Source organism: Amycolatopsis iheyensis (genome assembly GCF_024703995.1).
Classification (GTDB): Bacteria; Actinomycetota; Actinomycetes; order Mycobacteriales; family Pseudonocardiaceae; genus Amycolatopsis; species Amycolatopsis iheyensis.
Genome location: NZ_JAMXQV010000003.1, coordinates 221235 through 247991, shown reverse-complemented (window position 1 = coordinate 247991; position 26757 = coordinate 221235). Strand labels below are relative to the sequence as shown.

The 26757-nt window shown below is 72.4% G+C and carries 24 protein-coding genes; 8 read left to right on the top strand and 16 right to left on the bottom strand.

Translation table 11 applies throughout. The annotated features are described in order from the left end of the window. Window position 1: 1 nt before the first annotated feature. From M8542_RS08350 to M8542_RS08315, 8 genes are all read right to left on the bottom strand, one after another. Window positions 2–1612, bottom strand: a complete 1611-nt coding sequence (locus M8542_RS08350; protein WP_257919446.1) for an amidohydrolase — start codon at window positions 1610–1612, stop codon at window positions 2–4. Beyond that, window positions 1609–2655 carry an ABC transporter ATP-binding protein gene (locus M8542_RS08345; protein ID WP_257919445.1) on the bottom strand — a complete coding sequence of 349 codons (1047 nt, stop codon included), beginning with the start codon at window positions 2653–2655 and terminating at the stop codon, window positions 1609–1611. Before M8542_RS08345 ends, M8542_RS08350 begins: the two co-directional genes overlap by 4 nt. Continuing rightward, window positions 2645–3460, bottom strand: a complete 816-nt coding sequence (locus tag M8542_RS08340; protein ID WP_257919444.1) for an ABC transporter permease — start codon at window positions 3458–3460, stop codon at window positions 2645–2647. Before M8542_RS08340 ends, M8542_RS08345 begins: the two co-directional genes overlap by 11 nt. Next, window positions 3453–4325, bottom strand: coding sequence for an ABC transporter permease (locus tag M8542_RS08335; protein ID WP_257919443.1), 873 nt, complete (start codon window positions 4323–4325; stop codon window positions 3453–3455). Before M8542_RS08335 ends, M8542_RS08340 begins: the two co-directional genes overlap by 8 nt. Further along, window positions 4322–5350 (bottom strand): extracellular solute-binding protein, encoded by a 1029-nt coding sequence (locus M8542_RS08330; protein ID WP_257919726.1) that lies wholly within the window; start codon window positions 5348–5350, stop codon window positions 4322–4324. The genes M8542_RS08335 and M8542_RS08330 overlap by 4 nt, the downstream gene beginning before the upstream one ends. A 16-nt stretch (window positions 5351–5366) precedes the next feature. Then, window positions 5367–6674: an aminotransferase family protein gene (locus tag M8542_RS08325; protein WP_257919442.1), complete on the bottom strand. Its 1308-nt coding sequence runs from the start codon at window positions 6672–6674 to the stop codon at window positions 5367–5369. 18 nt (window positions 6675–6692) lie between these two features. After that, entirely contained in the window at window positions 6693–8138 is a 1446-nt protein-coding gene (locus M8542_RS08320) for an NAD-dependent succinate-semialdehyde dehydrogenase (RefSeq protein ID WP_257919441.1), read from the bottom strand. A gap of 214 nt (window positions 8139–8352) precedes the next feature. Continuing rightward, window positions 8353–8904 carry a TetR/AcrR family transcriptional regulator gene (locus tag M8542_RS08315; protein WP_257919440.1) on the bottom strand — a complete coding sequence of 184 codons (552 nt, stop codon included), beginning with the start codon at window positions 8902–8904 and terminating at the stop codon, window positions 8353–8355. Between the two features lie 223 nt (window positions 8905–9127). On the opposite strand from M8542_RS08315, the gene M8542_RS08310 reads away from it, so the two are divergent. Further along, window positions 9128–9601, top strand: coding sequence for an ArsR/SmtB family transcription factor (locus M8542_RS08310; protein WP_257919439.1), 474 nt, complete (start codon window positions 9128–9130; stop codon window positions 9599–9601). Between the two features lie 160 nt (window positions 9602–9761). Here M8542_RS08310 and M8542_RS08305 read toward each other — a convergent pair whose 3' ends face one another. The 4 genes from M8542_RS08305 to M8542_RS08290 all read right to left on the bottom strand — a co-directional run bounded on the left by M8542_RS08305 (window position 9762) and on the right by M8542_RS08290 (window position 14666). Then, window positions 9762–10964: a L,D-transpeptidase gene (locus M8542_RS08305; RefSeq protein ID WP_257919725.1), complete on the bottom strand. Its 1203-nt coding sequence runs from the start codon at window positions 10962–10964 to the stop codon at window positions 9762–9764. A 74-nt stretch (window positions 10965–11038) separates the two neighbouring features. Beyond that, the gene (locus M8542_RS08300) at window positions 11039–11479 is read right to left on the bottom strand and encodes an SRPBCC family protein (protein WP_257919438.1); all 441 of its coding nucleotides are present in this window, start codon (window positions 11477–11479) and stop codon (window positions 11039–11041) included. Between the two features lie 87 nt (window positions 11480–11566). After that, on the bottom strand, window positions 11567–12424 hold the full coding sequence (locus tag M8542_RS08295; RefSeq protein WP_257919724.1) for a hypothetical protein: 858 nt from the start codon (window positions 12422–12424) through the stop codon (window positions 11567–11569). A 64-nt stretch (window positions 12425–12488) separates the two neighbouring features. Then, a complete protein-coding gene (locus tag M8542_RS08290) occupies window positions 12489–14666 on the bottom strand; it encodes an RICIN domain-containing protein (protein WP_257919437.1) in 2178 nt (725 codons plus the stop codon). 141 nt (window positions 14667–14807) lie between these two features. Here M8542_RS08290 and M8542_RS08285 point away from each other — a divergent pair, with 141 nt between their 5' ends. After that, complete coding sequence (locus tag M8542_RS08285; protein ID WP_257919436.1) at window positions 14808–16778, top strand: glycoside hydrolase family 31 protein; 1971 nt, start codon at window positions 14808–14810, stop codon at window positions 16776–16778. A gap of 57 nt (window positions 16779–16835) precedes the next feature. Here M8542_RS08285 and M8542_RS08280 read toward each other — a convergent pair whose 3' ends face one another. From M8542_RS08280 to M8542_RS08270, 3 genes are read right to left on the bottom strand one after another with little or no spacing between them, the layout of a single operon-like run. Continuing rightward, window positions 16836–17189: a hypothetical protein gene (locus M8542_RS08280; RefSeq protein WP_257919435.1), complete on the bottom strand. Its 354-nt coding sequence runs from the start codon at window positions 17187–17189 to the stop codon at window positions 16836–16838. A gap of 36 nt (window positions 17190–17225) precedes the next feature. Beyond that, the gene (locus tag M8542_RS08275) at window positions 17226–19478 is read right to left on the bottom strand and encodes an ATP-binding cassette domain-containing protein (RefSeq protein ID WP_257919434.1); all 2253 of its coding nucleotides are present in this window, start codon (window positions 19476–19478) and stop codon (window positions 17226–17228) included. Between the two features lie 49 nt (window positions 19479–19527). Further along, window positions 19528–20418: a LysR family transcriptional regulator gene (locus M8542_RS08270; protein ID WP_257919433.1), complete on the bottom strand. Its 891-nt coding sequence runs from the start codon at window positions 20416–20418 to the stop codon at window positions 19528–19530. Between the two features lie 73 nt (window positions 20419–20491). On the opposite strand from M8542_RS08270, the gene M8542_RS08265 reads away from it, so the two are divergent. From M8542_RS08265 to M8542_RS08240, 6 genes are all read left to right on the top strand, one after another. Next, window positions 20492–21439 (top strand): DMT family transporter, encoded by a 948-nt coding sequence (locus M8542_RS08265; protein ID WP_257919432.1) that lies wholly within the window; start codon window positions 20492–20494, stop codon window positions 21437–21439. A gap of 209 nt (window positions 21440–21648) precedes the next feature. Next, on the top strand, window positions 21649–22440 hold the full coding sequence (locus M8542_RS08260; RefSeq protein WP_257919431.1) for a 3-methyl-L-tyrosine peroxygenase-related protein: 792 nt from the start codon (window positions 21649–21651) through the stop codon (window positions 22438–22440). Between the two features lie 5 nt (window positions 22441–22445). Next, complete coding sequence (locus M8542_RS08255; RefSeq protein ID WP_257919430.1) at window positions 22446–22757, top strand: hypothetical protein; 312 nt, start codon at window positions 22446–22448, stop codon at window positions 22755–22757. Beyond that, window positions 22750–24231: a pyridoxal phosphate-dependent decarboxylase family protein gene (locus M8542_RS08250; RefSeq protein WP_257919429.1), complete on the top strand. Its 1482-nt coding sequence runs from the start codon at window positions 22750–22752 to the stop codon at window positions 24229–24231. The genes M8542_RS08255 and M8542_RS08250 overlap by 8 nt, the downstream gene beginning before the upstream one ends. After that, window positions 24212–25201, top strand: coding sequence for a cupin domain-containing protein (locus M8542_RS08245; RefSeq protein WP_257919428.1), 990 nt, complete (start codon window positions 24212–24214; stop codon window positions 25199–25201). The genes M8542_RS08250 and M8542_RS08245 overlap by 20 nt, the downstream gene beginning before the upstream one ends. Then, complete coding sequence (locus M8542_RS08240) at window positions 25198–25899, top strand: type 1 glutamine amidotransferase domain-containing protein (RefSeq protein ID WP_257919427.1); 702 nt, start codon at window positions 25198–25200, stop codon at window positions 25897–25899. Before M8542_RS08245 ends, M8542_RS08240 begins: the two co-directional genes overlap by 4 nt. A gap of 46 nt (window positions 25900–25945) precedes the next feature. Here the strand turns inward: M8542_RS08240 and M8542_RS08235 are convergent, their stop codons facing one another. Continuing rightward, window positions 25946–26737 (bottom strand): DUF3592 domain-containing protein, encoded by a 792-nt coding sequence (locus M8542_RS08235; protein WP_257919426.1) that lies wholly within the window; start codon window positions 26735–26737, stop codon window positions 25946–25948. Window positions 26738–26757: the final 20 nt, after the last annotated feature.

Sequence of the window (26757 nt, the reverse complement as noted above, 5' to 3'; positions counted from 1 at the left end):
ATCACGACGTCACGACACGGCCGCCGAGCACGGTCAACGTCGACCGCAGCCGCAGCAGCTCGGCCGCGGGCACCGTCAACGGATCGCCCTCGAACACCGCCAAGTCCGCCAGCCGGCCGACCGCCAGACTGCCCTTGCGCCGCTCCGCGGACTCCAGCCAAGCCGGGCCCGACGTCCACAGCCGGAACGCCTCTTCGCGGCTGAGGAGATCGGCGTCGGCGGGCCGGGCGAAGCGGTTCGGGACCGGGGCGCCGGTGAACGTCGCCACTCCGCGGCGCCAGTCGGGGTTCGTGACCGGGGCGTCGGAGCTGTCCGCCGTCACCACGCCGGCGTCCAGCAGCGCGCGAGCCCGGAATGCCTGCGCCCAGCGGGTTTCGCCCACGGTGCGCACCATCGACGGCCCGCTGAACGTGCGCATCAGCGAGCTGGTGATCACCCCGGTCCCGGTGCGGGCCAGCCGCTCGTGCACCGCCGGCGTCAGGAACGTCCCGTGGATGAGCACGTGCCGCGCGCCGGGCCACGGGTCCGCGGCCCGGGCGGCCTCGATCGCGTCGACCACGGCGTCGGCCGCGCGGTCGCCGGTCACGTGGATCTGGGCCTGGACGCGGTGGCGATGGGCCAGCGCCACGAGCCGCCGCAGCGAGCGGACGCGGTCCTCGACGCCGTCGCCTTCGGTGACGAGGCCGCCGTGCCCGCCGCCCGGGTAGGCCTGGTGCATCCAGGCGGTGCAGTGGGTCGGGACGCCGTCGGCGAAGAGCTTGATCCCGCCCGCCCGCAGCAGGTCGTCGCCGCCGAACGGGGCGCTCTCCAGGTTGGCGGCCAGGCGCTCGGCGGACGTCGTCGGGGACGGCCAGTCCCAGTGCCGCAACGCGTTCACCCGCACGGTCAGCCGACCGGCGGCGTGCAGGTCGCGGTAGTCCCGCCACAGCTCCGGCGTGACGATCGGGTCGGTCACGCTCGTGACGCCGAGGGCGTTGAGCCGGGCCATCGCGCGGACGATCGCGTCGAGGCGCTCGGCCCGGCCCGGCCGCGGCAGCAGCCGCGCGACGAGGTCCTGCGCGCTTTCCACGAGCAGGCCGGTCGGCTCGCCGTGGTCGTCGCGCCGGATCTCCCCGGCCACCGGATCCGGTGTCGCGGCGGTGATCCCGGCTCGCCGCAGCGCGGCGCTGTTGGCCCACACCGAGTGCGAGGACGCGTGGTGCAGCACCGCCGGCCGGTCCCCGGTGACGCCGTCCAGCCACGCGCGCCCGGGTGCCGCGGCCCCGGAGGCGAACTCGGCGATGGTCGGTTCCCGCCAGCCACGCCCGACGATCCACTCCCCCGCCGGCGCGGTCGCCAGTGCCGCGGCGACGGCGTCGAGGCTCGCCGCGGCCGAGAGGTCGACGCAGAACTCGGGTCCGCTGAGCGCGTGCCACACCAGGTGCAGGTGCGCGTCGTTGATCCCGGGCACCACCGTCCGGCCGGCCAGCTCCACCACCCGGGCCGACGGAGACGCCGCCGCGGTGGCCTCGTCGCCGAGCGCCGCGATCACGCCGTCCCGGACCAGGACCGCGGTCGCGGACCCCTCGGCACCATGAACGATCCCGTTGCGCAGCAGCAGTTCCGCACTCATCCGGCGGCGCTTCCGGCCAGCTCCGGCGTGCTCACCGGATCCGGGACGACGGCCTGGTGCGCCGGGTGCCACGCGACCGCGACCGCCAGCCCGGGCCGGTGGTCGTGGGCCGCGCCGGCCGGCAGGACCGCGCAGCCGCGGGCGCCGTCGCCGTAACGCAGCCAGACCCGGGTGTGGTCGCCGACGTAGACGACGTCGGTGACGGTGGCCCCGGCCCGCTGGTGTCCACTCGGGACCGGATCTGTTCCACTGTGGAGGGTGACGCGCTCCGGGCGCACGATCGTCACCTCGCCCGGTGTCAGGCGCAGCGTGTTCGACTCGCCGATGAACTGGGCGACGAACAGCGTTTCCGGCCGCTCGTAGAGGTCTTCGGGCGTGCCCACCTGCTCGATGCGGCCGTCGTTGAACACCGCGATGCGGTCCGACAGCGTGAGCGCCTCCTGCTGGTCGTGGGTGACGAACAGGAACGTCATGCCCAGCTCCCGGTGCATCCGCGCGATCTCGCGCTGCAGCTGGTCGCGCAGCTTCTTGTCCAGCGCCCCGAGCGGCTCGTCCATCAGCAGCGCCCGGGGCTCGTACACGACCGCCCTGGCCAGCGCGACGCGCTGCTGCTGCCCGCCGGAAAGCTGGCGGGGAAAGCGATCCGCGACCGCGGTGAGGTCGACCATCGCGAGCGCTTCGGCGACCCGCCGGTCGATCTCGGCCCGCGGCCGGCCGCGGCGGGCGAGCCCGAACGCGACGTTGCGGGCCACCGTCATGTGCGGGAACAGCGCGTACTGCTGGAACACCACGCCGAGGTCGCGCCGGTGCGGCTTGAGCCGGGAGATCTCGCGGCCGTCGACGGTGATCGACCCGGCGCTCAGCGGGGTGAACCCGGCGATCATCGACAGCATGGTCGTCTTGCCGGAGCCCGACGGGCCGAGGAACGTCATGAACTCGCCGTCGGCGATGTGCAACGACACGTCGTCGACCGCCGGGCGGCCGACGCCGGGGTAGGCCTTGGTCACGTGCGCGGTGGTGATCCCGCGGGTGTCATCGGTCATGGTGGCTCCGTCGGCGAAGGATCTGGGGCACGAGCAGCAACGCGGTCGTGAACACGACGATCAGGCTGGAGGCCGCGGCGATGGTCGGGTCGATCTCGAGCACGATCGACTCGTACATCTTCACGGGCAGGGTCTTGATGTCCGGGGTCTGCAGGAACAACGCGATGACGACCTCATCGAACGACGTCGCGAACGCGAACACGAACCCGGCGGTGACGCCGGGGGCGATCAGCGGCAGCACCACCGTCCGCAGGGTCTGCCACCGGGTCGCGCCGAGGCTCGCGGCGGCCCGTTCCATCGTCGGGTCGTAGCCGGCGAGGCTGGTCTGCACGGAGGTGATCACGAACGGGATCCCCAGCACGGCGTGCGCGAGCACGAAGCCGAGCATCGTGCCGTTGAGCTGCCAGCGCAGGAACACGCCGTACACCGCGACGGCGACGACGATCCCGGGCAGGATCATCGGGGCCATCAGCACCTGGCGGACGATCGCCCGGCCGCGGAAGCGGGCCCGGTCGAGCCCGAACGCGGCGGCGACGCCGACGACCGTCGCCAGCGCCGCGGCGAGCAGTCCCACTTGGACGGAGTTGGCCAGCGCGGCCAGCCACTGCCCGCTGCCGAAGAACTCGCCGTACCAGCGCAACGACCACCCGTCAGGCGGGAACTGGAACGTCGAACCGGCGCCGAAGCTCATCGGGATCACCACGAGCGTCGGCACGACGAGGACGAACCCGACGAGCACCACCCACACCCGCAGGCCCCAGCCGATGGAGCGCTCGCGGCGAGCGCGCACGAAGGTGTCAGCCACGGTCGGTCCCTCCTGCCGCGCTGGTGGCCACCGGCGCGGCGACGCGGCCGATGACCGCGAGCACGACCAGCGTGACCACCAGCAGGATCGCGCCGAGCGCGCCCGCGCCGGCGAAGTCGAGCAGGTCGTTGACCTGGGTGCCGATGACCTGCGCGGCGAGCGCCTGCTGCGGGGTGCCCAGCAGCGCCGGGGTGATGTAGAAGCCCAGCGACATGATGAACACGACCGAGACGCCGGCGAGCACGCCGGGCCGCGACAGCGGCAGGTAGACGCGCAGGAACGCGACCGGGCCCCGAGCGCCGAGGCTGCGGGCGGCGTGCAGCAGGCCGCGGTCGATGCCGAGCATGGTGTTCTGCAGCGGCAGCACCATGAACGGCAGCATCACCTGCACCATCGCGACGGTCACGCCGGTGACCGAGCCCAGCAGCGCGACGCCGTGGATCCCGATGGCGTCGAAGGCCTTCTCGATGACGCCGCCGCGTTGTTCGAGGACGTACCAGGCGAAGTTGCGGGCCATCACGCTCGTCCAGAACGGCATCAGCACCAGCAGGGTCAGGAAGCCGCGGGCGCGGCGGCCGACCCGGCTCATGGCGTAGGCGTACGGGTAGGCGACCACGAGCGTCGCGACGGTGATGATCGCGGCCGTCCGCAGGGTCCGCAGCACGACCCGGACCTGGACCTCGTCGCCGAGCACGGCGAGGTAGTTGCCGACGCCGAAGTCCGGTTCGGTGAAGCTGCGCCACAGGATGACGGCCAGCGGGAAGCAGAAGAACACGAGCAGGAGCGCGACGGCGGGCAGCAGCAGCCACGAGGCACGGGAGCGGGGCGGGGCGGCGGTGGCCCGGCCCGGGAGCACGGCGGTCATCCGGTCATCCAGTCCGACCAGGTCTTGACGACCCGGGTCCGGTTCGCCGCCCACCACCGGACGTCGCTGAGCACACGCAGGTCCTCCTTGTCCTCGCCCCAGACGTCCAGCGCCCGCGCGGCTTCCGGGTACCGCGGGTCCGCGGCGGTGTTCGCCGGCCCGATGCCCGCCTGCTCGGCGAACGCGGCGGCCTGCGCCGGCCGGGACGCGAAGCGGATGAGGTCCTTCGCCTTCTCCGCCCGGCGGGAGCCCTTCGGCACCACCAGCACGTCCCACGTCACCGGGATCGGCACCCCGGAGACCACTTTCCACTGCGTGGCCCCGGCTTTGAGCAGCGAGTAGGCGCGGGCGCTGACGATCAGCGCGATGTCGGCCTGTCCCCCGGCCATCCGCTGCTGCTGGTCGCCGTAGGTGCTGCTGATGCTCAGCTCCGGGCGGACCCGGTCGTACACCTTCAGCGCGCGGGCGACGTCGAGCGGGTAGAGCCGCTCGCGCGGGACGCCGTCGGCGAGCAGCGCCGCCTCCAGCGTCCCGACGCTCGGGTCACCGCCGTAGATGATCCGCCGGCCGGGAAAACCCTTGGGGTCGAAGAAGTCGGCCAGCTTCGCGGGCGGGTGGTCGCGGTAGACGTCGGCGTTGTACATCAACGTCATGCCGAAGAAGGCGTCCGGGACACCGCACGGTGTCAGCGTGTTCTCGGGGAACGACGCCGCGAGCGGGCCCAGGTCGACCGGCTCGACGAGCGTGCCGCAGGTCTGCGCCGCCACCGAGGCTTCGGTGTCGACGACGTCCCAGGTCACCTTGCCCGCCTCCACCATCGCCTTGAGCTTGGCGGTGCTGGACGGGCCGTCGATGGTGACGGTCGTGCCGGTCTCGGCCGTGTAGGGGTTCAGCCAGGCCGACCGCTGGCCGGCCTGGTAGGCGCCCTGGCCGTAGGAGACGAAGACCAGCGAGTTCTCGCCGCCCTCGGACACGGCGCACCCGGTGGCCAGGAGCAGCACCGCCGCAGACAGCACCCTTGGCATCCGCACGGTCCCTCCCCTAGCCCGCGGCCGCGGCGACGTGCCGGCAAAGGACGTCGGCGAGCGTGTCGAGCTGGTCTTCGGTGATCACCAGCGGCGGCGACAGGACGATGCTGGCGCCGGACGCGCGCACGACGACGCCGTCGGCGCGACAGCCCGCCTGGACTCCGGCGGTCGGCGTGCCCGCGTCGAACTCGATGCCGAGCATCAGCCCGACGCCGCGGACCTCACGCACGTGCGGCAGCCCGGTGAGCGGTTCGAGCCGCTCCCGCAGCCGCCCGCCGAGGACGCGGGCGCGCTCCAGGAGGTTCTCGCGCTCGATGATGTCGATGTTGGCCAGCGCGACCGCCGCCCCGACCGGGTGGCCGTTGTAGGTGAAGCCGTGCAGGAAGGTCGCGCCGTCGGCGAGCGCCAGCACGCGGCGGCCGATCAGCACCGCGCCCATCGGGATGTAGCCGCTGGTGAGGCCCTTCGCGAGGACGACCATGTCCGGCTCGATGCCGAAGTGCTCGCTGCCGAACCAGTGCCCGGTGCGCCCGAACGCCGTCACGATCTCGTCGACGATGAGCAGGATCCCGTGGCGGCGCAGGACTTCCTGCACGCGCGGCCAATAGCCTTCCGGCGGCGGCACCATGCCGCCGACGCCGAGGACGGGCTCGCCGATGAACGCCGCGATGCGGTGCGCGCCGATCTCGGCGATGCGGCGTTCCAGCTCGGCGACGAGCAGGTCGGTCGCCTCGGGACCATGCTCGATGCCGTGCGGCTTGCCGAGCCACTCGACGCCCGGGACGAGTGGCCCGTAGCCGGCGCGCAGGCCGTCGATGCCGGTCGCGGCCAGAGAACCGCCGCCCATGCCGTGGTACCCGCCGGTGCGGGCGAGGATCACGGTGCGCTCGGGCGCGCCGGCGTGGTGGTGGGCCAGCCGCGCGAGCTTGATCGCGGTCTCGTTGCCCTCGGAGCCGCCGTTGGTGAGGAAGACGCGCTCGAGCCCGGCGGGGGCGAGGGACAGCAGCCGGTCGGCGAGCCGGATCGACGGCGCGTTGGAGTAGTCGCCGAAGGACGAATAGAACTCCAGGCGGCCGATCTGCGCGGCGGCGACGGCGGCCAGCTCGGCGCGGCCGTGCCCGACCGGGCACTGCCACAGGCCGCAGGTGCCGTCGATGTACTGCCGTCCCTCGGTGTCCCAGAGCAGCGCGCCCTCACCGCGGTCGAGGACGAGCGGCTCGGCGGGGGCGCCGAGCACGGTGTGCGGGTGGATCAGCCGGCGCCGGTCGAGGTCGGCCAGCTCGGCGGTCGACGGCGCGGGTGCGTCGGTCGTGGTGGTCATCAGGGTCCTTTCGGGGGATCAGAAGCGGAGGGCGACGGCCTTGGCCTCGGTGTAGGCCTCGATGCCTTCGCTGCCGCCTTCGCGGTCCTGGCCGGAGTTCTTCTGCCCGCCGAAGGGCAGTTCCGGGCGGACCGGCGCGGGGTCGTTGACGCCGATGACGCCGAAGTCCAGCCGGTCGAGCACGCGCCAGACGCGGCGCAGGTCGGCGCCGAAGACGTAGGCGGCCAAGCCGTACTCGGTCGCGTTGGCCAGGGCGATGGCTTCGTCGTCGTCCTCGAAGGCCGCGACGGCGAGCACCGGCCCGAAGGTCTCTTCGCGGGAGATCCGCATCTCGGGGGTGACGTCCGCGAGGACGGTGGGCTGGAAGAAGTGCCCGCGCAGCGCGGGATCCGCAGGCTCCCAGCGCGTTCCGCCGACGACGACGCGGGCGCCCTTGCCGAGCGCGTCGGCGACCTGGGCCTCGACCTTGGCCAGACCGGCCGCGTCGATCAGCGGGCCGACGCCGACCCCCTCGGCGTCGCCGCGCCCGACGCGCAGGGCCGCCGTCTTCTTCTCGACCAGCGCGAGCAGGTCGTCGTAGACGCTCCGGTGGACGTACAGGCGGTTGAGCGCGGTGCAGCTCTGACCGGCGTTGAAGAACTTCGCCATGACCAGCGCGGTCGCGGCGGCGTCGAGGTCGGCGTCTTCGAAGACGATCGCGGGCGAGTGCCCGCCCATCTCCAGCGACGTGCGGCGCAGCACGGCGCCGGTGCGCCGCAGCAGGCCCAGGCCGACCTCGGTGGAGCCGGTGAAGCTGACCTTGCGCAGCCGGTCGTCGGCCAGCAGCTCCTCGACCAGCTCGGCGGGGTTCGCCGTCGTCAGGGACTGCAGGACGCCGGCGGGCAGCCCGGTGTCCTGCAGGATCTCCAGCAGCGCGGTGGCGATGAGCGGGGTCTGCTCGGCGGGCTTCGCGAGCACCGGGCACCCGGCGGCCAGGGCGAGGCCGACCTTGCGGATCAGCATGCTGGCCGGGAAGTTCCACGGCGTGATCGCGAGCACCGGGCCGACCGGGCTGCGCAGGACCAGCCCGGGGCCGGCCGCGCTCGAGGGCGTCACCCGGCCGTTCGCGCGGCGTCCCTCTTCGGCGGCCCACTCGAGCATCCGGGCGGCGTTCACCAGCTCGCCCCGGGCCTCGCCCAGCGGCTTGCCGTTCTCCCGGGTGAGCAGCCCGGCCAGCTCGTCGACCCGCGCCCGGATGGTGCCCGCCGCGGCGCGGAGGTGACCGGCGCGGGTCTCGGGGTCCGTGTCGGCCCAGCCCCGGAAGGCCGCGGCGGCGGCGTCGAGAGCGGTGCGCGCGTGCTCGGCGCCGGCGTCCGAGGCGTGGCCGATGACGTCGAGGCTCGCCGGGTCGACGACCTCGAACACCGCCGGGGCCGGGCGCCACCGGCCGTCGATCAGCAGGGTCGCGGCAGCGGGTTCGGACATGGGAAAGCCCTTTCGCGTCAGGTCCTTCGATCGCGTGAATTCGCGTCCCGGGGCGCCGTTTCCGGCCGAGCAGCCCGGGATGAACAGAGCCTGAACCCGAGTGTTGAGTTTGTCAACACCCGATTTTTCGACGGTTCCCGAAAACGCGAAAAGCGACCGCGGCACACCGCTTTCGCGGGTGTGCACGGTCGCTGGTTCCGGCTGCGCGGCGCTGTCAGCCGGTCTCGCGTTTCAGCAGGGAGCGCAACGTGTCGAGCGCCTGGCCGGGGTCGGCTCCGGGGTCCGCGACCTGGTGCAGGAACATGCCGTCCAAGGCGTAGTAGACGAGTGAAACGAGCCCTTCGCCGGGATCGTCGCCGAGATCTTTCGCCACCGCCGCGAAGTAGCTTTCGTAGAGCCGCTGGACCGCGGGACGCAATTCCTGCCGCACCATCGACTCGACGACGAGCCGGTACTGGAAAACCTGGATGTCGGCGCTTTCGGCAAACCGTTTCCGGACACTCGCGCCGTCGGCGAACACCCCGGTCCTGGCCCCGATGAGCCCGTTCTCGGCGCTCTCTTCGAGCACCCAGTCGAGCGAGGACCGCAGCAGGTCGTCGATCGAGGCGAAGTGGTGCTGCACGGCCCCGGTCGTGACCCCGGCGGCCGCGGCGACGGCCCGGTAGGTCAGCCCCCGGATCCCGTCCCGGGCGACGACCTCGACCGCGGCCCGGCGAAGGGCCCGCTTCATCTCACCCGGATCGCGTTGCCCCTTGCGAACGGGCACGCGGGCACCTCCTCTCGTCCGACGTGCGTACATTACAAACGTAATGTTCAGTCGTCAACCGCCTCGGCGCACAGCGCGGCGGAGAACACGCCTCGCCGATGATCCGGCCCTGGTGGTAGCCCTGGACCGCCGGCGGACCGGCGTCACGCGAAGCGTCGGCGAGCCTCGACGCGCTGCTCCGCACGCCCGCGCTCGCCTCCTCTCGGCCCAGGGCGCCGACACGATGCTGAACTCACTGCACCCGGCGCTCACCTGGCGCGACCAGGTCCTCGAAGTCGCCGGCGACCACGTCACCGGCGAGCTGGAGCTCGACGGCCGGGGACTGCGGCTCGTGCCGGCCTACTTCTGCCGGCAGGCCCCGACGCTCCTCGCCGACCCCGGCCTGCCGCCCGTGCTGGTCTACCCCGCCGAAGCCCGCCCGCCGGCGCCGGCGGCTGCCGCCACGCCGGGCGCCGAGGCCGCGCTGGCGGACCTGCTGGGCGCCACCCGTGCCTCGGCCCTGCGCGTCCTCGCCGACGGCTGCACGACGACCGAGCTGGGCCGGCGCGTCGGCATCACGATCTCGGCGGCCAGCTACCACGCTTCGATCCTCCGCTCGTCCGGGCTGGTCACCAGCGAACGGAACGGCACGGCCGTCATCCACCGGCTGACGGTGCTCGGCGCCGACCTGCTCGGCCGCCGCCCGGCCCACTCCTGACCGCGGTCCGCCGACCGAGCGTGGGGCTCCCTCCCCCAGTACCGGAGCCCCACGCGTCGTCCTCCCCCTCGCGCACGTCCCCGTCCCGGTCGCGCACTGAGGTTGACGGACGGCACCCTCTTGTCACAAGCCTTTCGAACCTGGTCCAACCTTCGCGGCCTCAGCCGTGCAGAGCGCTGCCGGCCTGCCAGGCGGTCCAGCTGATGGCCCAGTCACCGTGGCCGTTGTTGATCGACAGCTGCGGGCCGCCCGAATTGGTGACCTCGACGACGTCGCCGGCGTTGAAGTTGTCGAAGAACCACTTGGCGTTCTCGGTGTTCATGTTGAGGCAGCCGTTGGAGACGTTGGCGCTGCCCTGCACGCCGACGGTCTTCAGGTTCTCGTGCAGGTATTCGCCGTCGTTGGAGATCCGGACGTTCCAGTTCTCCGGCGCGCTGTAGTAGCCGGGGTCGCCCTCGCACACCCCGTAGGTGCAGGAGTCCATGATCTTGTGCGCCTCCTTGCCCAGCACAGTGTGGGTGCCGTTGAAGGTCGGCGTCGCGCCCCGCGGCGGGGTGTCGGCGGTCTTGCCCATGCTGGTCGGCGCGGTCTTCACCAGCTGCCCGTTGTGGAACGCCTTGATCTGGTGTGTGCTGCCGTCCGCCTTGGCGATCCAGGAGTCGTGCACCTTGTAGGTCGCCGAGACGTCCTGGCCGCCGTACACGCCGCCGCCGATCGGCGTGCCGAAGGTCGTGGTCTCCAGCTTCACCGTCGACCCGGCCTTCCAGTAGTCCTTGGGCCGGAAGTGCACCTCGCGCTTGCCCACCCAGTACCAGCCACCGACCTGGGCGGGCGAGGACGTCACCTTGAAAGACTTCTCCACCGTGGCCTTGTCGGTGATGTCGTGGTCGAACTTCAGGCCGATGACCAGCCCCACCCCGAAGTCACCTGACGCCGGCTGGAACAGCGCCGGCGTGGCGACCCCGGCCGGCTTGAGCGTGTGCACCTCGCCGCGCTGCTCGGTCGGCGTGCCCGCCTGGTTCACCGCGGTGGCGACCACCTGGTAGGTGGCCGCGTACCGGAGGTGGTCGTCGCTGGTCCAGGTCGTCTTGTCCGGCGAGAGCCCGCCCTTGACGGCGTTGCCGGTCTGCGGGTTGGTGACGGTGACCGCCTGCAGGGTGCCACCGGACGCCTTGACGACGATCGGGTCCTTCGGGCTCAGCTGGTCCCCGCCCTCGAACGCCACCGTCGCGGCCGGCACCCCGGGTGCGCTCGCCGCCGGCCCGGTCGCGCCGATGGCTTGTGCCGTCCCCGCGGCCTCGGTCTGTCCACTGCAGGCGGCCAGCACCAAGCCGGCCAGGCCGAGTCCGGCGATACGGAAGATTCTCACGCTTCCCCAGACGTCCGACCCCACGTCGAAGTTGAGTCACGATTCGATCTCCGGCGGCCGTCGTCGGCTCAGCGAGCTTCGATGACGGTCTTGAACTCCGCGGCTGCCCGCTCGACCTTCTTCTGCGGATCCGCCAGCAACGACGCGACCGCCTCCCCGAGCTTGCCCGCCGGCGGCTCGTAGTCCAGGGCGATCTCCACCCCGGTCCGCCCGTTGCCCTTGTCGTCGAAGCGCACGACGCCGGAGTTCTTCACATCCGGGTCCGCGTCGTCGACAGTGGTCCAGGCGATCTTGTGCGGCGCGGCGTCTTCGACGACGCGAGCCTCCCACTCCACCATCGTCCCCGCGGGACCGTCGACCTTCCACCGCGTCCGCGGCTCACCACCCGCGACGGCTTCGACGGACTTGACGTCGGAAAAGATCTCCGGCAGCCGGGTCAACGGCCGCCACCAGTCGTAACACGCCTGCACGGGGGCATCGACCTCGACGTAGTGCGCGACAGCAGCCATCACAACCTCCTGGGACTTCGGAACACGACGCCGGGCGGCTACCCGTCGCGACCGGAGCGGCAAACGACACCAGGGGGGTGGGGCAGATCATCCTCGCGGTGGTTTCGCACCGCTCGAGTCGGGTACCGCGCGGCGGGAGGCCGCGTAGTGCGCGGTGCCGATCGCCCCGGCGACGGCCAGGACGAAGCCCGCGATGGCCGCGGCCGTGAAGCCGTCGCGGACGCGGTCGCCCAGCGCCACCAGGCCGATGAGCGAGGACACCACCGTGTTGGTGGTGAACGTGATGGCGGTGACGCCGGTCGCTCGGCCGCGTTGCAGCGCGATCGCGAACGCCACGGCCGCGACCAGCCCGTTGGCCATCATGGCCCACAGCGCCGGCTCCGCGACGAGGCGCCAGAGCGGTCCGGACACCTCGAGCGTCCGCGCCGAGACCCCGACCGTGCTGAACCCCAGCCCCGTGCAGAACCCCAGCGCGATCGGCGACCAGCGGCCGGCGCTGCGCTGGGCGGTGAACACGACCGCCGCGAGCACGACCGCAACACCCACCAGCACGAGCTTCCAGCCGGGCGACAGCGGCTCGGCCGCCCCCGGCTCGGCCGACAGCCCGAGCAGGACCAGGCCGGTCGCGCCGACGCCGAGCGCGACCCACCCGGCGCCCGCCAGCCGGACGCCGAGGATCGCGGAGATCGTCGCGGTGACACCGACGCTGAACGCGAGCACCGACTGGACCAGGAACAGCGGCAGCCGGTGCAGTGCGACCGCGGCGAAGACGAACCCGAGCAGGTCCACCGCCACCCCGAGGAAGTAGAGCGGCTGCCGGCGCAGCGCGACCAGGTCCTCCGGCGCGCCCCCGAAGGCGCCGGCCCGCCGGACGCCGGCCGACTCCAGGACGGACCCGCTGCCGGACGCGATAACGGCCAGCGCGGTGAGGAAGTACCCGAGCATCACGACCCGAGTCTGTCAGCCCGGCCTGACCGGCGGCCAAGCAGCTCACCGGGACACCGGCCGCTCAGGCGACCGACCAGTGCTGGAGCGCGGCGCCGGCCGCGGCTCGCTGGGTGACCGCCGCACCATCCGAAGTGGCCGCCGTGGTCAACAGCAGGCCACTGTGGACGGCGGTGAGCGCGTAGGTCCCGTCGGCCTGCCGGGCGGCCTTCCAGTGCTGGTTGGGCCCGCCCGTGCAGGTCCACTGGATCACGGCCGCGCCGGCCGTGGTGGCGCCGCCTTCGACGTCCGCGCACAGGCCGGATTCGGCGTTGCGCAGTTCGTAGGCGCCGTCCGGCTGCGCGGTGAAGGTCCAGCTCTGGTTGGCGCCGCCGTTCGCGGTCCACGTGACCAGCCGCGTGCCCTCGGCCGTGCTGTGGCTCGGGACGTCGAGTGCCTTGCCGCCCACCGCGACGGTGTGCGTGCCGGTGAGGACGGGCGCGGTGCCCACCGCGGTGACGCTCAGCGTCTGCTGCGCCGCGGTGCGTCCGCCGCCGACCGCGGTGCCGGTGGTGTCCGTCCAGTGGCGCACCGGCGTGGTCTCGGCCGGCCGGGCCGCGGACATGCCCAGCACCAGGCCGCTGTAGCGGTTGACGAGGCGGTACGTCCCCGACGCGCCGGGGATGACGAACCACTGCTGCCCCACCCCGGAAGCGGACGTCACCGTCGGCGCGGTCCCCCACGCCCGCGTGGCCGAAGACGTCGACGCGACTCCGAGCAGCCCGCCACTGGCCGCGTTGGTGATGCGGTAGGAGCCGTCGCCGTTGCCGGTGAACGACCACGCCTGCGCGGCGGAGCCGTCACCGGTCGCGACCGACGTCGTCGCGGCACCGCGCTGGGCGAGCACCCGGCCGGCACCGCTGGCGATGCGGTAGGTCTTGGCCGGGTCGAACGGGACGGCCACGCGCGCCGGGTTGTCGATCGAGACGTTCACGTACTCGCCGGAAGCGCCGCCGGAGCACCCGAACGAGCAGTACGCGCGGAAGTTCCTGCCCACGATCGCCGAGCCGGTCCTGTTCACCCCGTCGACGAACCACCGGTACCACGACGCCGTGTGGTAGCCACCCGTGCCGCCGATCGGGTACCACTTCTGCGTGGCCAGGTCGTCGGTGGCGTAGTACTGCTGCGGCGCGTTCCCGCTCTGGTCGACCGCCTGCGGCTCGCCGATGTAGAGGCCGAGGTGGGCGTTGTAGGTGATGTCCATGACGAACAGCGGCGACGTCGCGGGCATCTTGCCCGCCGCGATCTGCTGGTCCGCGGTGCCCACGGTGGCGGGGTCGTACTCCTTCGCCGTCGGCGTGTAGCCGGTGGAGCTGTCCGGGCCGATCGGCACCTGGTTGCTCTCCTTGCCGCCGACGCCGGGCTCGGTCCAGGCGCCGCCGTACCACTTGCGCCACGATCCCGGCGCCATCTTGGCCGACATCGGCGCCCGCGCGACGTGGGAGTAGAAGGCTTTCCAGCCGCCGTTCTTGTCCACCACGCGCGAGCCGTAGAAGACGTAGAAGTAGCCGGACGCGGTGTCGGCGTAGAGCCGCTGGTCGCCGTCGCCGTAGTAGTAGGTCTGGTTCGGGAAGGCGGCGTTGTCCCCGCGTTTCGTGCTGTGCGGCGAGGTGAGCACGTGCGCCTTGATCTTCCAGGTCCGGCCCTGGTCGGTGGACACGGCGTAGTCGATCGCGTCGTAGTGGAGGCCGTCGCCGAAGGGCTGGGGCGTGAACTCGTTGTGCACCAAGCCGTACCAGTCCCCTGTGTCCGGGTCCACCCAGGTGCCGACGAGGTCGCAGAAGTTCTTCTGGGAGTAGCCCGACCCGGCCGGCGGGTTCGTCGCCTCGCCCCCGGTCGGACTGGTGTTGCACCGCTTCGTCGTGTCGTTGTTGCGGTCGGCGGGGTCCGCGGGGTTCACGGCGTCGCTGATGGCGTTCTTCGTGAAGCTGTCGAAGTCCCGGCCGCTGTAGAACTCCCACTCACGCGGCTGCGTGGCCCCGTAGAGCGCGGCGGACTGCTGGAAGTAGAAGGTGCCGTCCTTGTCGAGGTACGGACTGGCCGGCGAGTCGGTCGGGGCCGACCACGCTCCGGTGGACTGGATCGAGACGGTGTAGCCGCCGGTCGGCGGAGCGGCCCCGGCGGGCGCCGTGCTCGCGAACACCACCGCCGTCAAGGCGATGGTGAGCCCGTGGCGTGCTCGGGATGACGAGCCAGGGTGCATCGCGACTCCTCGGTGTCCGCTGGGTCAACCGGCTGCGCAGTGTTCGCAGTCTGCACGAAGATGATTTAAGTTGCAACGTACTTCCGTATTACAATCACTACGACGCAGCAATGAGCAACTTCTTGCACTCTGGAGGCTTGCGTGCATCGACAACTGGCTTGCTTGGCAGCCGGGCTGATCCTCACCGGATCCGTCGCGGCCCCCGCGGCCGCGGACCCGCTTTCGACGATCTCGGTGCCGCCCGGCGCCGGGTCGCCGGGCTACCGGCTCCGCATCGACACCACCCGGCTCGGCCTCACCGTCTCGCGCGGCGGTGAGGAGGTCCTGCGCACCGCGTCCGACGCGTTCACGTTCACCGGCGGCGTGGCGACCCGCGTGCGCTCGCTCTCGCGGGAAGGCGCGACCGTCGTCGCCGAGGCCGACAGCACCGCGGGCCGGCCGGTGACCCTCCGGGTGACCCCGCGCGCCGACCGGTTCGACCTGAGCTGGTCGGTCGGCGGGCTCGCGGCCGGGGACCGGGCAGCCCACTTCGACCTGGCAACGTCCGGGCACTGGTACGGCGGCGGCGAAACCAGTGAGGGCAAGGCCCAGCCGTACCCACTGTCGGCCGGCGTGGTCGACGAACCGGAGTTCTCACCCGCCAGCTACATGATGCAGGAGCCGTACTTCTTCACGTCGAAGTCGGTCGGCTTGTTCGTCCGCACCGCGCAGCCGATGAAGGTCGCGCTGGGCGGCGGGCGCGCCGATCTGACCGTGACGAACTCCGCGGCGTACACGAGCACCGTCTTCGTCGAATCGACCCGCCGCGCGGTCTACGACGACTACGTCGGCGAGGTCGGCAAGCCGGCCAAGAGCGACGCGACCGACGCCGAGTTCGCGAGTCCACTGTGGAACTCGTGGGCCCAGTACTACCGGAACATCGACCAGGACAAGGTCCTCACCTGGGCCCGTGACCTGAAAGCGGCGGGCGTCGCCGGGCACACCGTGCAGCTCGACGACAAGTGGGAGTCCGCCTACGGCAACCTCACCTTCGACGCGAAGACGTTCCCGGACCCGAAGAAGCTGGCCGCCGACATCCACGCGATGGGGCAGAAGTTCGGCCTGTGGACGACGTTCTGGATCAACCTGGACTCGGCGAACTACGCCTACGCCCGCGACCACGGCTACCTGGTGCACGCCAAGGACTCGGCCCAGCCGTGCACGGTGACGTGGTGGAACGGCACCGCCGGCATCATCGACCTCGGCAACCCGCAGGCCCGCGACTGGTACACCGGCAACCTGCGGAAGCTGATGGCGGACTACGGCGTCGACGGCTTCAAGTTCGACACCCGCTTCTTCGACGACCGCTGCGCCACCACGGGCACCCTGACCCCGCAGGACTACCAGAAGCTCGGCGCGGACATGACCGACCAGTTCGACCAGCAGGGCGCGGGCATCCGCACGCACTGGGGCAGCCAGCGCTACGGGTTCGTCATCCGGGCGGTCGACGCGGACACGACCTGGGACGGCCTGCGCACCTCCCTGCGCCGCGCGTCGGCGATCTCGGCCGACGGCTACCCGTTCGTCGAGACGGACATGATCGGCGGCTCGGACAGCCTGCCGCCGCCGTCGCGCGAGGTGCTGGTGCGCTGGGCGCAGGCGGCGTCGCTGATGCCGTTGATGTACGCCTCGACGTCGCCGGTGCAGACGGTCGACACCACGACGGGCCAACCCGTCGTCTACCCGGCTGACACGGCGAAGCTCTACGCCGCCGCGGTCCGCACCCACGCGAAGCTGGCGGGCTACCTGCAGACCCAGGTGCGCCAGGCGGTCGCCGACGGCACCCCGATCATGCGGCCGGTGTACTTCGACTTCCCCGCCGACCACCGGTTCGACACGATCGACGACGAGTGGCTGCTGGGCCCGGCGTTGCTGGCGGCCCCGGTGATCACGGCGGGCACCACGCGCGACGTGGTGCTGCCGCCGGGCCTGTGGTTCGACCCGCACACGAAGCGGGTCGAACCGGGCGGCCGCACACTGCACGGCTACCAGGCACCCCTGGACACGACGCCGATGTTCGTCCGGATCGGCGCCCCGGGCTGGCTCGGCCTCGTGACGGCGCTGACCCACTGACCCGCCGCGGCCGGGGCGCTCCGGCGTCCCGGCCCTCGCGGGTGCATGGCGCCCGGCTCACTTCGAGCCCTCCCGGTGCTCGGCCAGCCCCGAAACAGCGATGTGCGCGTTGTCGACGCACGTCCGCACACCCGCCGACGCCGCGGCCGCACGAACGAGCCACAAGCCCGCAGTCTCCACCGCCGCCGCGGTGTCGCCGCGGAACGGGCCGTCGACCGAAACCACCGCCACCCCCGGCTCGCGAAGCTGCCGGGCCAGGCCGCTGAGCACCTGGTCGATCGCGGCGATCGACGCCGAGATGTTCGCCAGCGCGGCGCCGATCTCGGCCGGTTGGTCCCACGGGCCGCCGACCGCGCGGCGGAGGCTGTCACGGGCCGACGCGGTCGCGGTGGCGAGGGGCGGAACGGTCATCGGATGGCCCTTCATCTCGGCGGGTCGGGCAGGAGGTCAAGCGTCGAGCGCGGCGCGGAAGTACCGGCCGGTCGGCCCGCCGTGCTCGGCGAGCCCCTTCGGCGTTCCCGTGTAGAGCACGTGCCCGCCGTGCTCGCCCGCGCCGGGGCCGAGGTCGACCACCCAGTCCGCGGCCGCGACGACGTGCAGGGAATGCTCGACGACGACCACGGTGCGTCCCTCGTCGACCAGCCTGCCCAGCAGCGTCACCAGCCGTCTCGTGTCGCTGGGGTGCAGGCCCGCCGTGGGTTCGTCCACCAGGAGGTCGTCGTCCGCGGAGTCGAGCTGCCGAGCGAGCTTCAGGCGCTGGCGCTCGCCCCCGGAGAGCGTGTCCAGCGTCCGGCCGCACGCCAGGTGCCCCAGGCCCAGCTCCTCGAGCAACCCCGCCAGGCGGGCCACATCCGGGTGCGGCACGTACCCGGGCAGCGCCGAGACCGGGGTCTCCAGCACTTCGAGCACCGTCCGGCCGGCCAACCGGGGAACGAGTGCCTCGGCCCGGAAGCCGGTCGCGTCGCACTGTTCGCACGGGGTGGCCACGTCCTCCAGGAACGCCAGGTCGGTCCGCCGCACGCCGGTGCCCCGGCAGGCCGGGCAGCCGCCCTCCGACCGCGGGTTGAACATCTTCGGCGGCAGTCCGCCGGCCTCGGCGAACGCCCGCTGCACCGGGTCGGCGAGCCCCAGCCAGGTGCCGACCGTGGACCGCGCCGTCGCGGTGATCTGACTCTGGTCGACGACCGTGAACCGAGGGTGGCGTTCGGCGAGCTCACCGGCCAGGGTCGACTTCCCGGACCCGGCGACGCCGGTGATCGCGGTCAGCACACCGGTCGGCACGTCGACGTCGATGCCGGCGAGCGTGTGCCGGTCCAGCCCGCGCAGCGGCAGCCAGCCGGCGGGCTCCCGCAGCGCGTCCTTCAGCCGGACGCCGGTGCGCAACGCGCGCCCGGTCGTCGTGTCCGCCTTGCGCAGCTTCGCGGGCGTTCCGTGGAAGACCACGTGCCCACCCGCCTCCCCCGCGCCCGGACCGAGGTCGATCACGTGGTCCGCGGCCTCCACCACGGCCTGGTGGTGGTCGACGACCAGCACGGTGTTGCCGTGGTCGCGAAGCCGGCGCAGCACGTCGACCAGGGACGCGACGTCGGCCGGGTGCAGCCCGTCGGTCGGCTCGTCCAGCACGTAGGTCAGGTCCGTGAGGCTCGAGCCGAGGTGCCGCACGAGCTTGAGCCGCTGCGACTCGCCGCCGGACAGCGTGGGTGTGCCGCGGTAGCACTGCAGGTGCCCGAGCCCCAGCGTGATCATCGACTCCAGCCGCAGCCGCAGCTGTTCGACCAGCGGACGGGCCCACGCGTGGTCGACGCTCCCGCAGAACTCCAGCAGGCCCGGCGCGTCCCGGTACCCGAGGTCCACAATGGACACCCCGTGGACGCGGCTTTCGCGGGCCGGCGCCGCCAGCCTGCTGCCGCCGCAGTCCGGGCACGGGCGCTGCGTGGTGACCTCGGCGAGGGCGGCCCGCACCGCCGGGCCCGGCTTGGCTTCGCGTTCCACCAGCAGCCGCCGGATCCGCGGCACCATCGACTGGTACTTGGCGCTGCGCGGGAACCTCGGCAGCGGGTCCGGCGGCCGCTGCGTCTCGCCGTGCAGCAGGAACTGCACCAGCTCCTCGGGCCACTCCCGCAGGGGCAGGTCGTTGTCGAAGAAACCCGAGTAGACATAACGCTTCCAGATCCAGCTGTCCACCGCGAAGCTGGGGAAGACCATCGCGCCGTCGTTGAGCGTGCGGTCGCGGTCGATCATCCGCTCGCCGTCGATGTCGGTCACCGTGCCCAGCCCCGAGCAGGCGGGACACATCCCGGAGGGGTCGTTGAACGAGTACGCCGGCGAGTACCCCGCGGACGGCTCGCCCAGGCGCGAGAACAGCATCCGCAGCATCGTCCACACTTCGGTCGCCGTGCCGACGGTCGAGCGCGAGTTGGTCCCCAGTGGACGCTGGTCCACGACGACCACCGTGGTCAGGCCCTGCAGTGAGCTCGCCTCGGGCCGCGGGTCGTGCGGGAGCTTGGTGCGCACGAACGCGGGCATCGTCGAGTACAGCTGGCGGCGCGACTCGGCCGCGAGCGTGGCGAACGCGAGCGAGGACTTGCCCGACCCGGAAACCCCGGTGACGGCGACGAGACGGTGCTTCGGGATGTCCACGTCCACGTCGGCGAGGTTGTGGGTGCGCACACCCCGGAGGCTGATCACGTTCGACGGCATGAACCGCATCGTAGAACGCGGCGGGCGGGCCGGCCGACCGGTCGCGCGGTCAGTGTCCCGTCAGGGCGGCCACGAAAACGTTGATGTGCAACGGGAGTACCTCCGACTGGGTGACGAGCTCGATGCTGCGCAGCGGCGCCGGATCGGTGTCGACGATCCGGACCCCGACCGGCTCCGGGGGCAGGGAGAGCTCCGGGACGCAGGCCACGGCGAGCCCGTGCGCGACCACCTCCAGCTGCGTGGCGTGGTCGGCGACGGGGAACCCGAGCGCCAGGTCCGCGCCCGCCCGGCGGACGAGCTGCGCCAGCGCCGAGTGCGCGTCCGATCCCGGCGGGCAGCAGGTCCACGTCTCGTCCGCGAGCTCGGTGAACGACACCTTCTCCCGGCCGGCCAGCCGGTGGTTTTCCGGGAGGACCAGCCGCGCGCGCTCGGTGCGGAGGCGGGTGATGTCCACACCGCGCGGCAGGGTCGAAGGCAGGTCGTGCCACGTCTCGGCCACGACGACGTCGAGGCCGTCTTCGTGCAGGGCCCGCAGGTGGTCGGTGGTTTCGCCGTCGCGCAGGGAAACCCGCACCCGCGGGTGCCGGTCGATGAACTCGCGCAGGCGGCCGAGCAGGAAACCCCTGATGACCGAGGAGATCGCGCCGACGCGGACGGTGCCGCGGGGTTCGCCGTCCCGGGCGGCGAGCTCGCGTTCGGCGTGCTCGACCACCCGCGCGACCGTCCGGGCGTGACCGGCCAGCACGTGCCCCGCGTCGGTCAGCCGCAGCCCCCGCCCCTCCCGCTCGACCAGCGCGGACCCCACTTCCGCCTCGAGCCGCCGCAGGTGCTGGGACACGGCGGGCCCGGTCATCCGCAGGCTGCGACCGGCCGCGACGACCGACCCGGTCCGGGCCACCGCGTCGAACACCCGCAGCCGGTCCCACGTCCAGTTGTTCATGTACTCCTGCTTAGCACCATCCGGTAGAAATACGACCTGGACCCGCGGAAGAGCTCCCGGCGACACTGCTTGCGTGGCGACCGACATGCAGCGGAACACGGCCTCCGGAGCGGCGCGGTCCGCGCCCGGCAGCGGCCGGGGCGGCCCGGCCCTGCTCGTACTCGGCGGCGCGGCCTGCCTGTCGGTGTCCGCGGTGCTCGTCAAGGTGGCGGGGGTGGATCCGGCCACCTCGGCGTTCCTGCGCTGCGCGATCGCGTTGCTCGTGCTCGCCCCGCTGGCCTGGCGGGAAAGCCGCCGGCTCGGCGGCCTGTCGCGTCGCGGTGTCGTCGTGGCACTCGTCGCCGGCGCCGCGCTGGGCGCCGACTACGTGCTGTGGACGCGGAGCATCTTCGACGTCGGCGCGGGGATCGCCACGGTGCTGATCAACGTGCAGGTCGTCGTGCTCCCGCTGCTGAGCCTGCTCGTCGACCGGGAGCGCCCGAGCCGGCGGTTCCTCTTCGCCTGCCCGGTCATGCTGGGCGGCATCGTGCTCATCAGCGGGGTGCTCGAATCCGGATCGGCGTCGCCGAACACGCTGCAGGGCACCGTCTTCGGCGTCCTGGCCGGCACGGCGTACGCGGCCTACCTCTACCTGACGCGCCGGCAGGGCCGGGCCGAACCGGGACGCACCGTGACGCCGCTGGCGATCGCGACCGCCGGCGCCGCCGCGACCTCGGCGGCGCTTTCCCCGCTGAGCAGCGGAATCCACCTCACCGGGATCCCGCCGGCCTCCTGGCTGGCGATGGTCGGGCTCGCCGTGCTCGGCCAGGTGTTCGCCTGGTTGCTCATCAACTCCGCTTCCCCGCACCTGCCCGCCAACGCGACGGCGGCGTTGCTGCTGACCCAGCCGGTGGTGACGGTGCTGCTCAGCCTCGTCCTGCTCGCCGAGGTCCCGACCTGGCCGAAGGTCGCCGGGATCGTGCTCGTGCTCGCGTCGGTCGCCGCGGCCAACCGCGTCTGGCCGATTCGCAAAGAGCACTGAAACCTGCGTTTCAACGCCCATTTACCGCCGTGTAATCCCGGCCACATCCCGCCCTTCCGCGCGCTTTTCGCCGGGCAATCATGTCAGTGGTTTACCTCTTTTGGCGGTGCCCGGTCAGCAATCGACTTGATCTACTGGCGAAGCAGCTCACAGGAAATTACGAGCGTCTGAGGGGACCGTTCACCTTGAGCACCGAAAGCAAATCCGATTTGATCGACAGCATCGCGCTGCGCGATGACGCGCGTGCCCCGACCGCCGATCCCGCGGCCGATGTCCGCCACTACGACGACTACTTCCGCATCGACCGCTCCGAGGACCCGGCGGCGTGGTGGGCCGGCGCGCAGCGCGTCGCCCGGCTGGTGGTCGACGACCTGCCCGGCGCCGGGCTGGGTGAGGACCTGCAGGCCGACCTGCTCGCCGGCGTCAGCAGGCTCCTGCTGGCCAGCACCTCGGTGCCGGCGCACAGCGGCACGACGACACCGGCGAAGGTGCCCCCGCACGGCGAGCACGAGACGGCGGCCCGGCGCTGGAAGCTCGGCCACCACCTCTTCCACCACCTGCTCTCCTTGATGAACTCCCACGCGGACGGTCTGGCGGCCGCGCTCGGGCAGCCGGACTGGACCACCGCCCGGTTGCTGGTCGAAGAGCTGACCGTGCACTACGACGCGGCCACCGCAGTCATGCACTACGCGTCGAGCTTCCCGGTCGCGGCCTACGAGGAGACGGTCCGGCCGTCGATGGAGCCGCCGTGGATGCCGCCGGGGTTTTCCGGGGTGTTCAACCGCGAGCACCAAGCCCTGCTGGACAGCCTCACCGGCCTGAAACCCCGGCTGCGCGGCCGGGCCGCGGAACAGGCGATGCCGGCCGAAGCCGCGCGGTCCGCCCGCGCATTGTGGAAAGCGCAGTCCCGCAATCGCCGGGAGCACAAAGCCATCTGCGACAAATTCGTTCCCGGCGGCGGATCGCTGCTGCAACGCCATTTCGACGAAACGAAGGGATGACCCCGATGCCCATCACGGTGATCGAGCACTGGCACCTCAAGCAGGAGTTCGCGGCCAAGGCGTTCGAAGTGATGCAGGAGATGGACGACCTGCTGGAGGACAACGCGCACGGCAGCGCCGGCTGGGCCGGCCACGCGCGGTTCTTCAAGCTCGAAACCGAGCCCGCGCACGTCATGATGATCTACCCCTGGGAGACCCGCGCCGAGCACGAACGGCTGCTGGATTCGGAAGGGCCGCTGCTCGACGACTTCGTTTCCCGCTACTGCGCGCGGGAGCGCGAGGTCGAGTACGCCGAGGAGCTGCCGGTAGATGTCTGACGACACCACGGGTTCACTCGGCGACTGGCCCCCCGGCGACCTGCGCGCGGCCGGGGGCGCCCTGCTCGACCGGCTGGCCGCCCACTTCGAGTCCCTCGACACCCAACGAGTCCGCCCCGAGGACTTGTCCGAACAGCGGATCGCCGCGCCGTTCCGGGGCCGGCTGCCCGACCGCGGCACGGAGTTCGGGGAGCTGCTGGAGCGCACCTGGCGAGACGTGGTCCCCGGCCTCACGCAGTGGAACCACCCCGGGCACCACGCCTACTTCAGCAACAGCTCGTCGGCGGTGGCGATGCTCGGTGAGCTGTTCACCGCCGCCTTCAACGTGAACGTCATGGTGTGGGAGTCGGCGCCCGCGGCCGCGGCCGTCGAACGCCAGACCCTGGACTGGCTCGCGGACTTGTGCGGGCTCGACTGGCCCGGTGCCGACTCGGTGCTCGTCGACGGCGCGTCGCTGGCCACCTGCTACGCCCTCTGCGCGGCACGGGACCGCCTGGGCGGGCACAACTGGCGGGAGCACGGCGCGTCCGGCGCCCCGCGGCTGCGGGTCTACTGCACCGACCAGACCCACAGCTCCGTCGCGAAGGCGGCGATCGCGCTGGGGATCGGCACCCACAACCTCGTGCAGCTGCAGGCCGACGACGGCGTGCTTTCCCCCCACCGCCTGCTCGGCGCCGTGCTCGCCGACAAGGCACGCGGGTTCACCCCGCTCGCGGTGGTCGCGAACCTCGGCACGACCAACGTGGCCGCGATCGACCCGATCGGGGAAATCGCCGAGGTCTGCCGCGCGGAAGACGTCTGGCTGCACGTCGACGCGGCGTACGGCGGGTTCTGGCGCATCGTGCCGTCGGTGGCCGAAGCCCTGCCGTCCCTGGCCGCCGCCGACTCGGTGGTCGCCAACCCGCACAAGGTGCTCTTCTGCCCGATGGAGGCGTCCGCGTTGTTCGTCCGCCACCCCGGCGCGTTGCGGGAGACGTTCTCGCTCGTGCCCGAGTACCTGCGGACCGCCACCGGCGAGGACCGGCTCGACCACATGAACTACTCACTGCAGCTGGGCCGGCAGTTCCGCGCCCTCAAGGTGTGGTGGGTGCTGCAGTCCTTCGGCCGCGAAGGGCTGCGCAGCCGGCTGGAGCACGCGGTGCTCCTGGCGCGGTCGCTCGCCGCGAAGGTCGACGAGCACCCGCGCTGGCGCCAAGCCCACCACTCGCTGCTGCCGTTGGTCACGATGGTCTACGACGACCCGGCGCTCGGCGCGGACGACGGCGACCGCGTGGCCGCCGAGGTGCACCGCCTGGTCAACGCCGAAGGCAGCAGCGCCGTCTCCCACACGAGGTACCAGGGCCGCTACGCGCTGCGCGTCTCCATCGGCAACATCCACACCGCGCGCCGCCACGTCGAGTCGCTCTGGGACTCGATCCGGCGTGCGGAGAAGACCGCGCTGGAAGGAGCCGGCCATGGCCGAGACGACAACTGACCTCGCCGGCTACCACCGGCGCGCCGCGGCGGCCGGGGTCGTCGGGCGCTGGTCCTCGGCCAACGAAAACCTGCCGTGGCGGCCCGAGCCCCGCTCGGTGCCCCAGCACTGGTCCTACGGCCGGCTGCGGACCCTCGCGCTCGAAGCGACCGCGTTCGTCCGAGGCGAAGACGGGGCGCTGCGCGTGCTGACGCTGCTGAACTCCGGCCACCCGGACCGGGAAGCCGCGGCCGGGCACCTGTACTCGGGGTTGCAGGTCCTCGTGCCCGGCGAGGACATGCACAGCCACCGGCACGCACCGACCGCGGTGCGGTTCGTGCACGAGAGCGAAGGCGGCTGGACCGCGGTCGACGGGGAACGGATGCCGGTCGGGCCGGGCGACGTCGTGCTGACCCCGGCCCGCAAGTGGCACGAGCACGGCAACGACGGCCCGGGCCCGGTGGTGTGGCAGGACTGCACCGACGACCCGCTCGTCGGCGCGCTCGCCGCCAGCCACTTCGAGCTGTTCCCGGCCCGCAGCCACCTCGGTCCGCGCCCGGCCGCCGTGGTCGACGGCCACGAACCGGGGGTGCTCGTGCACCGCTGGCCGGACACCCTCGCCGCGTTGGCGAAGCTGGACGATGCCGGCCGCGGCTGGTCCGAGCTGCGGCTGGGCGGCCCGGGCGGCGCCCCGGACCTCGGCCCGACCATCGCCGGACGGTTCCTCGGCGTGGCCCCGGGCCGGTCGACGCCGCCCCGGCGGCACACGGGCGCCGCGGTCCTGATCGTGGCGGCGGGCTCGGTCACGGCGCACGTGGCCGGCACGGAGTTCGCGGCGAGCCGCGGCGACACGGTCGCGGTGCCGTCCTGGGCGCGCTGGTCGATCGAGAACACGAGCACGACCGACGAGCAGGCGGTGGTCTTCGCCTACGACGAATCGCCGCTGCTGCGTGGCGCCGGTCTGCACCGCATCGAGGAGGAGCTGTCATGACGAAGATCGCGATCCTGCTGGCCTCCGCCGGCGAGCTGAAACTGGCCGATGGTACGGGCCGGCCGTGCGGGTTCTGGGCCGAGGAGGTCGTCGGGCCGTGGCAGCTGTTCACCGAGCACGGCGCCGACGTCGTCACGGTCTCCCCCGACGGCCGGCCGGCCCCGGTCGAAGCGGCCAGCCTGGTCCCGGAGTCGGCGTCCTTGAGCCCTCAGGCGTGCGAAGAGCTGGCCGAGTTCCTCGCCGCGCACGCGCTCGAGCTGAAGGAGCCGGAGCCGGCCGATCGCCTCGACCTGACGTCCGTGGCCGGCATCTACGTGCCCGGCGGGTACGCGCCCCTGGCGCAACTGCACGAGCACCCCGCGGTGGCGACGCTGATCGGCCGAGCCCGGCGGGCCGGCATCCCGCTGGCCACGGTGTGCCACGGGACAGCGGCACTGCTTTCGACGCGCGCCGAAGGGCACTCCTGGCCGTTCGCCGGCTTCGCGGTGACGGGGTTCTCCGACGCGGAGGAAGCCACGGTCGGCATGGCCGGGAAGCTGACCTGGACCCTCGAGCAGGCGCTCGAAAAGGCCGGCGCCGGGTATCGGAGTGCTCCGCCGTGGTCGGAGCACGTGCTCGAGGCGCCCGGTCTCATCACCGGCCAGAACCCGGCCTCGAGCATGGGGGTGGCGCGAGCACTGCTCGGAAAGCTCGGCTAGGGAGGAGCATCCGCGGGGCGTGAGCGGCGAGCCGGGTCCAGAGCGCTCAGGGAACGTGTTCGGCGCGGGGCTTCCGCCCGAACGCCGGGACCGCGTACGGGCGGCGAAGATCGCCTCTCGAAAAGAGGACGACCATGTCCGGACCCGAGCCGCCCACCCACGCCGGCCGCTCGGGCTGATGCCTCATACGCGTGCTGCCGTGGCTCGACGTCGAGGCCCGCAACTCGGCCCGGCTGCCGTCGCGGTACTCGACGAGAATGTCCGGCAGGTGCCGGAGCGCGCGGACCGGGTAGTCGGGCTGCACGGTGACCGAAGCCGCCCGCCAGCCGGTCCGCACCACCGCGCGGTGCCGTCGTCGCCACCGCAGCGAAGCGACGAGGGAGAACCCCGCGCACACGAGAACACCCAGCGCGAGGAGCCAGAGCAGGGCCGCTGGACGCGGGTCCACACCGTCTTCCAGCACCGTACGCACCCGCGACAGGTTCGCGGGATCGTAGATCACCGTCAGCGTCCGGCCCTCGATGTAGCGCCGTCCCGAATGCACGGGAACGGTGGCGTAGCGCAGTTCGCCGCGCACGTCGAAGGACAGGCGGATCGCCCTCGGGTCGTCGTCGAACCGCAGCACCGTCCCCGTGGCGCGAACACCGTCCTCGAGGAGCTGACCGGCCGGGCGCTCGTAGGCGATCAGGCCCGCGAACACGCCACCCGCGGCAAGCAGCCACACCACTGCGACGACCAGCGCGCGGCGGCCGAACACGCGCAGCTTCGCCGTGCAAGCAGCCGGATCCGGCGGGCCTTCGTCCCCCTCCGGCGGCAGCCAGGCCGAGTCGCCTTCCACCTGTCGACAGTAACGGCTGC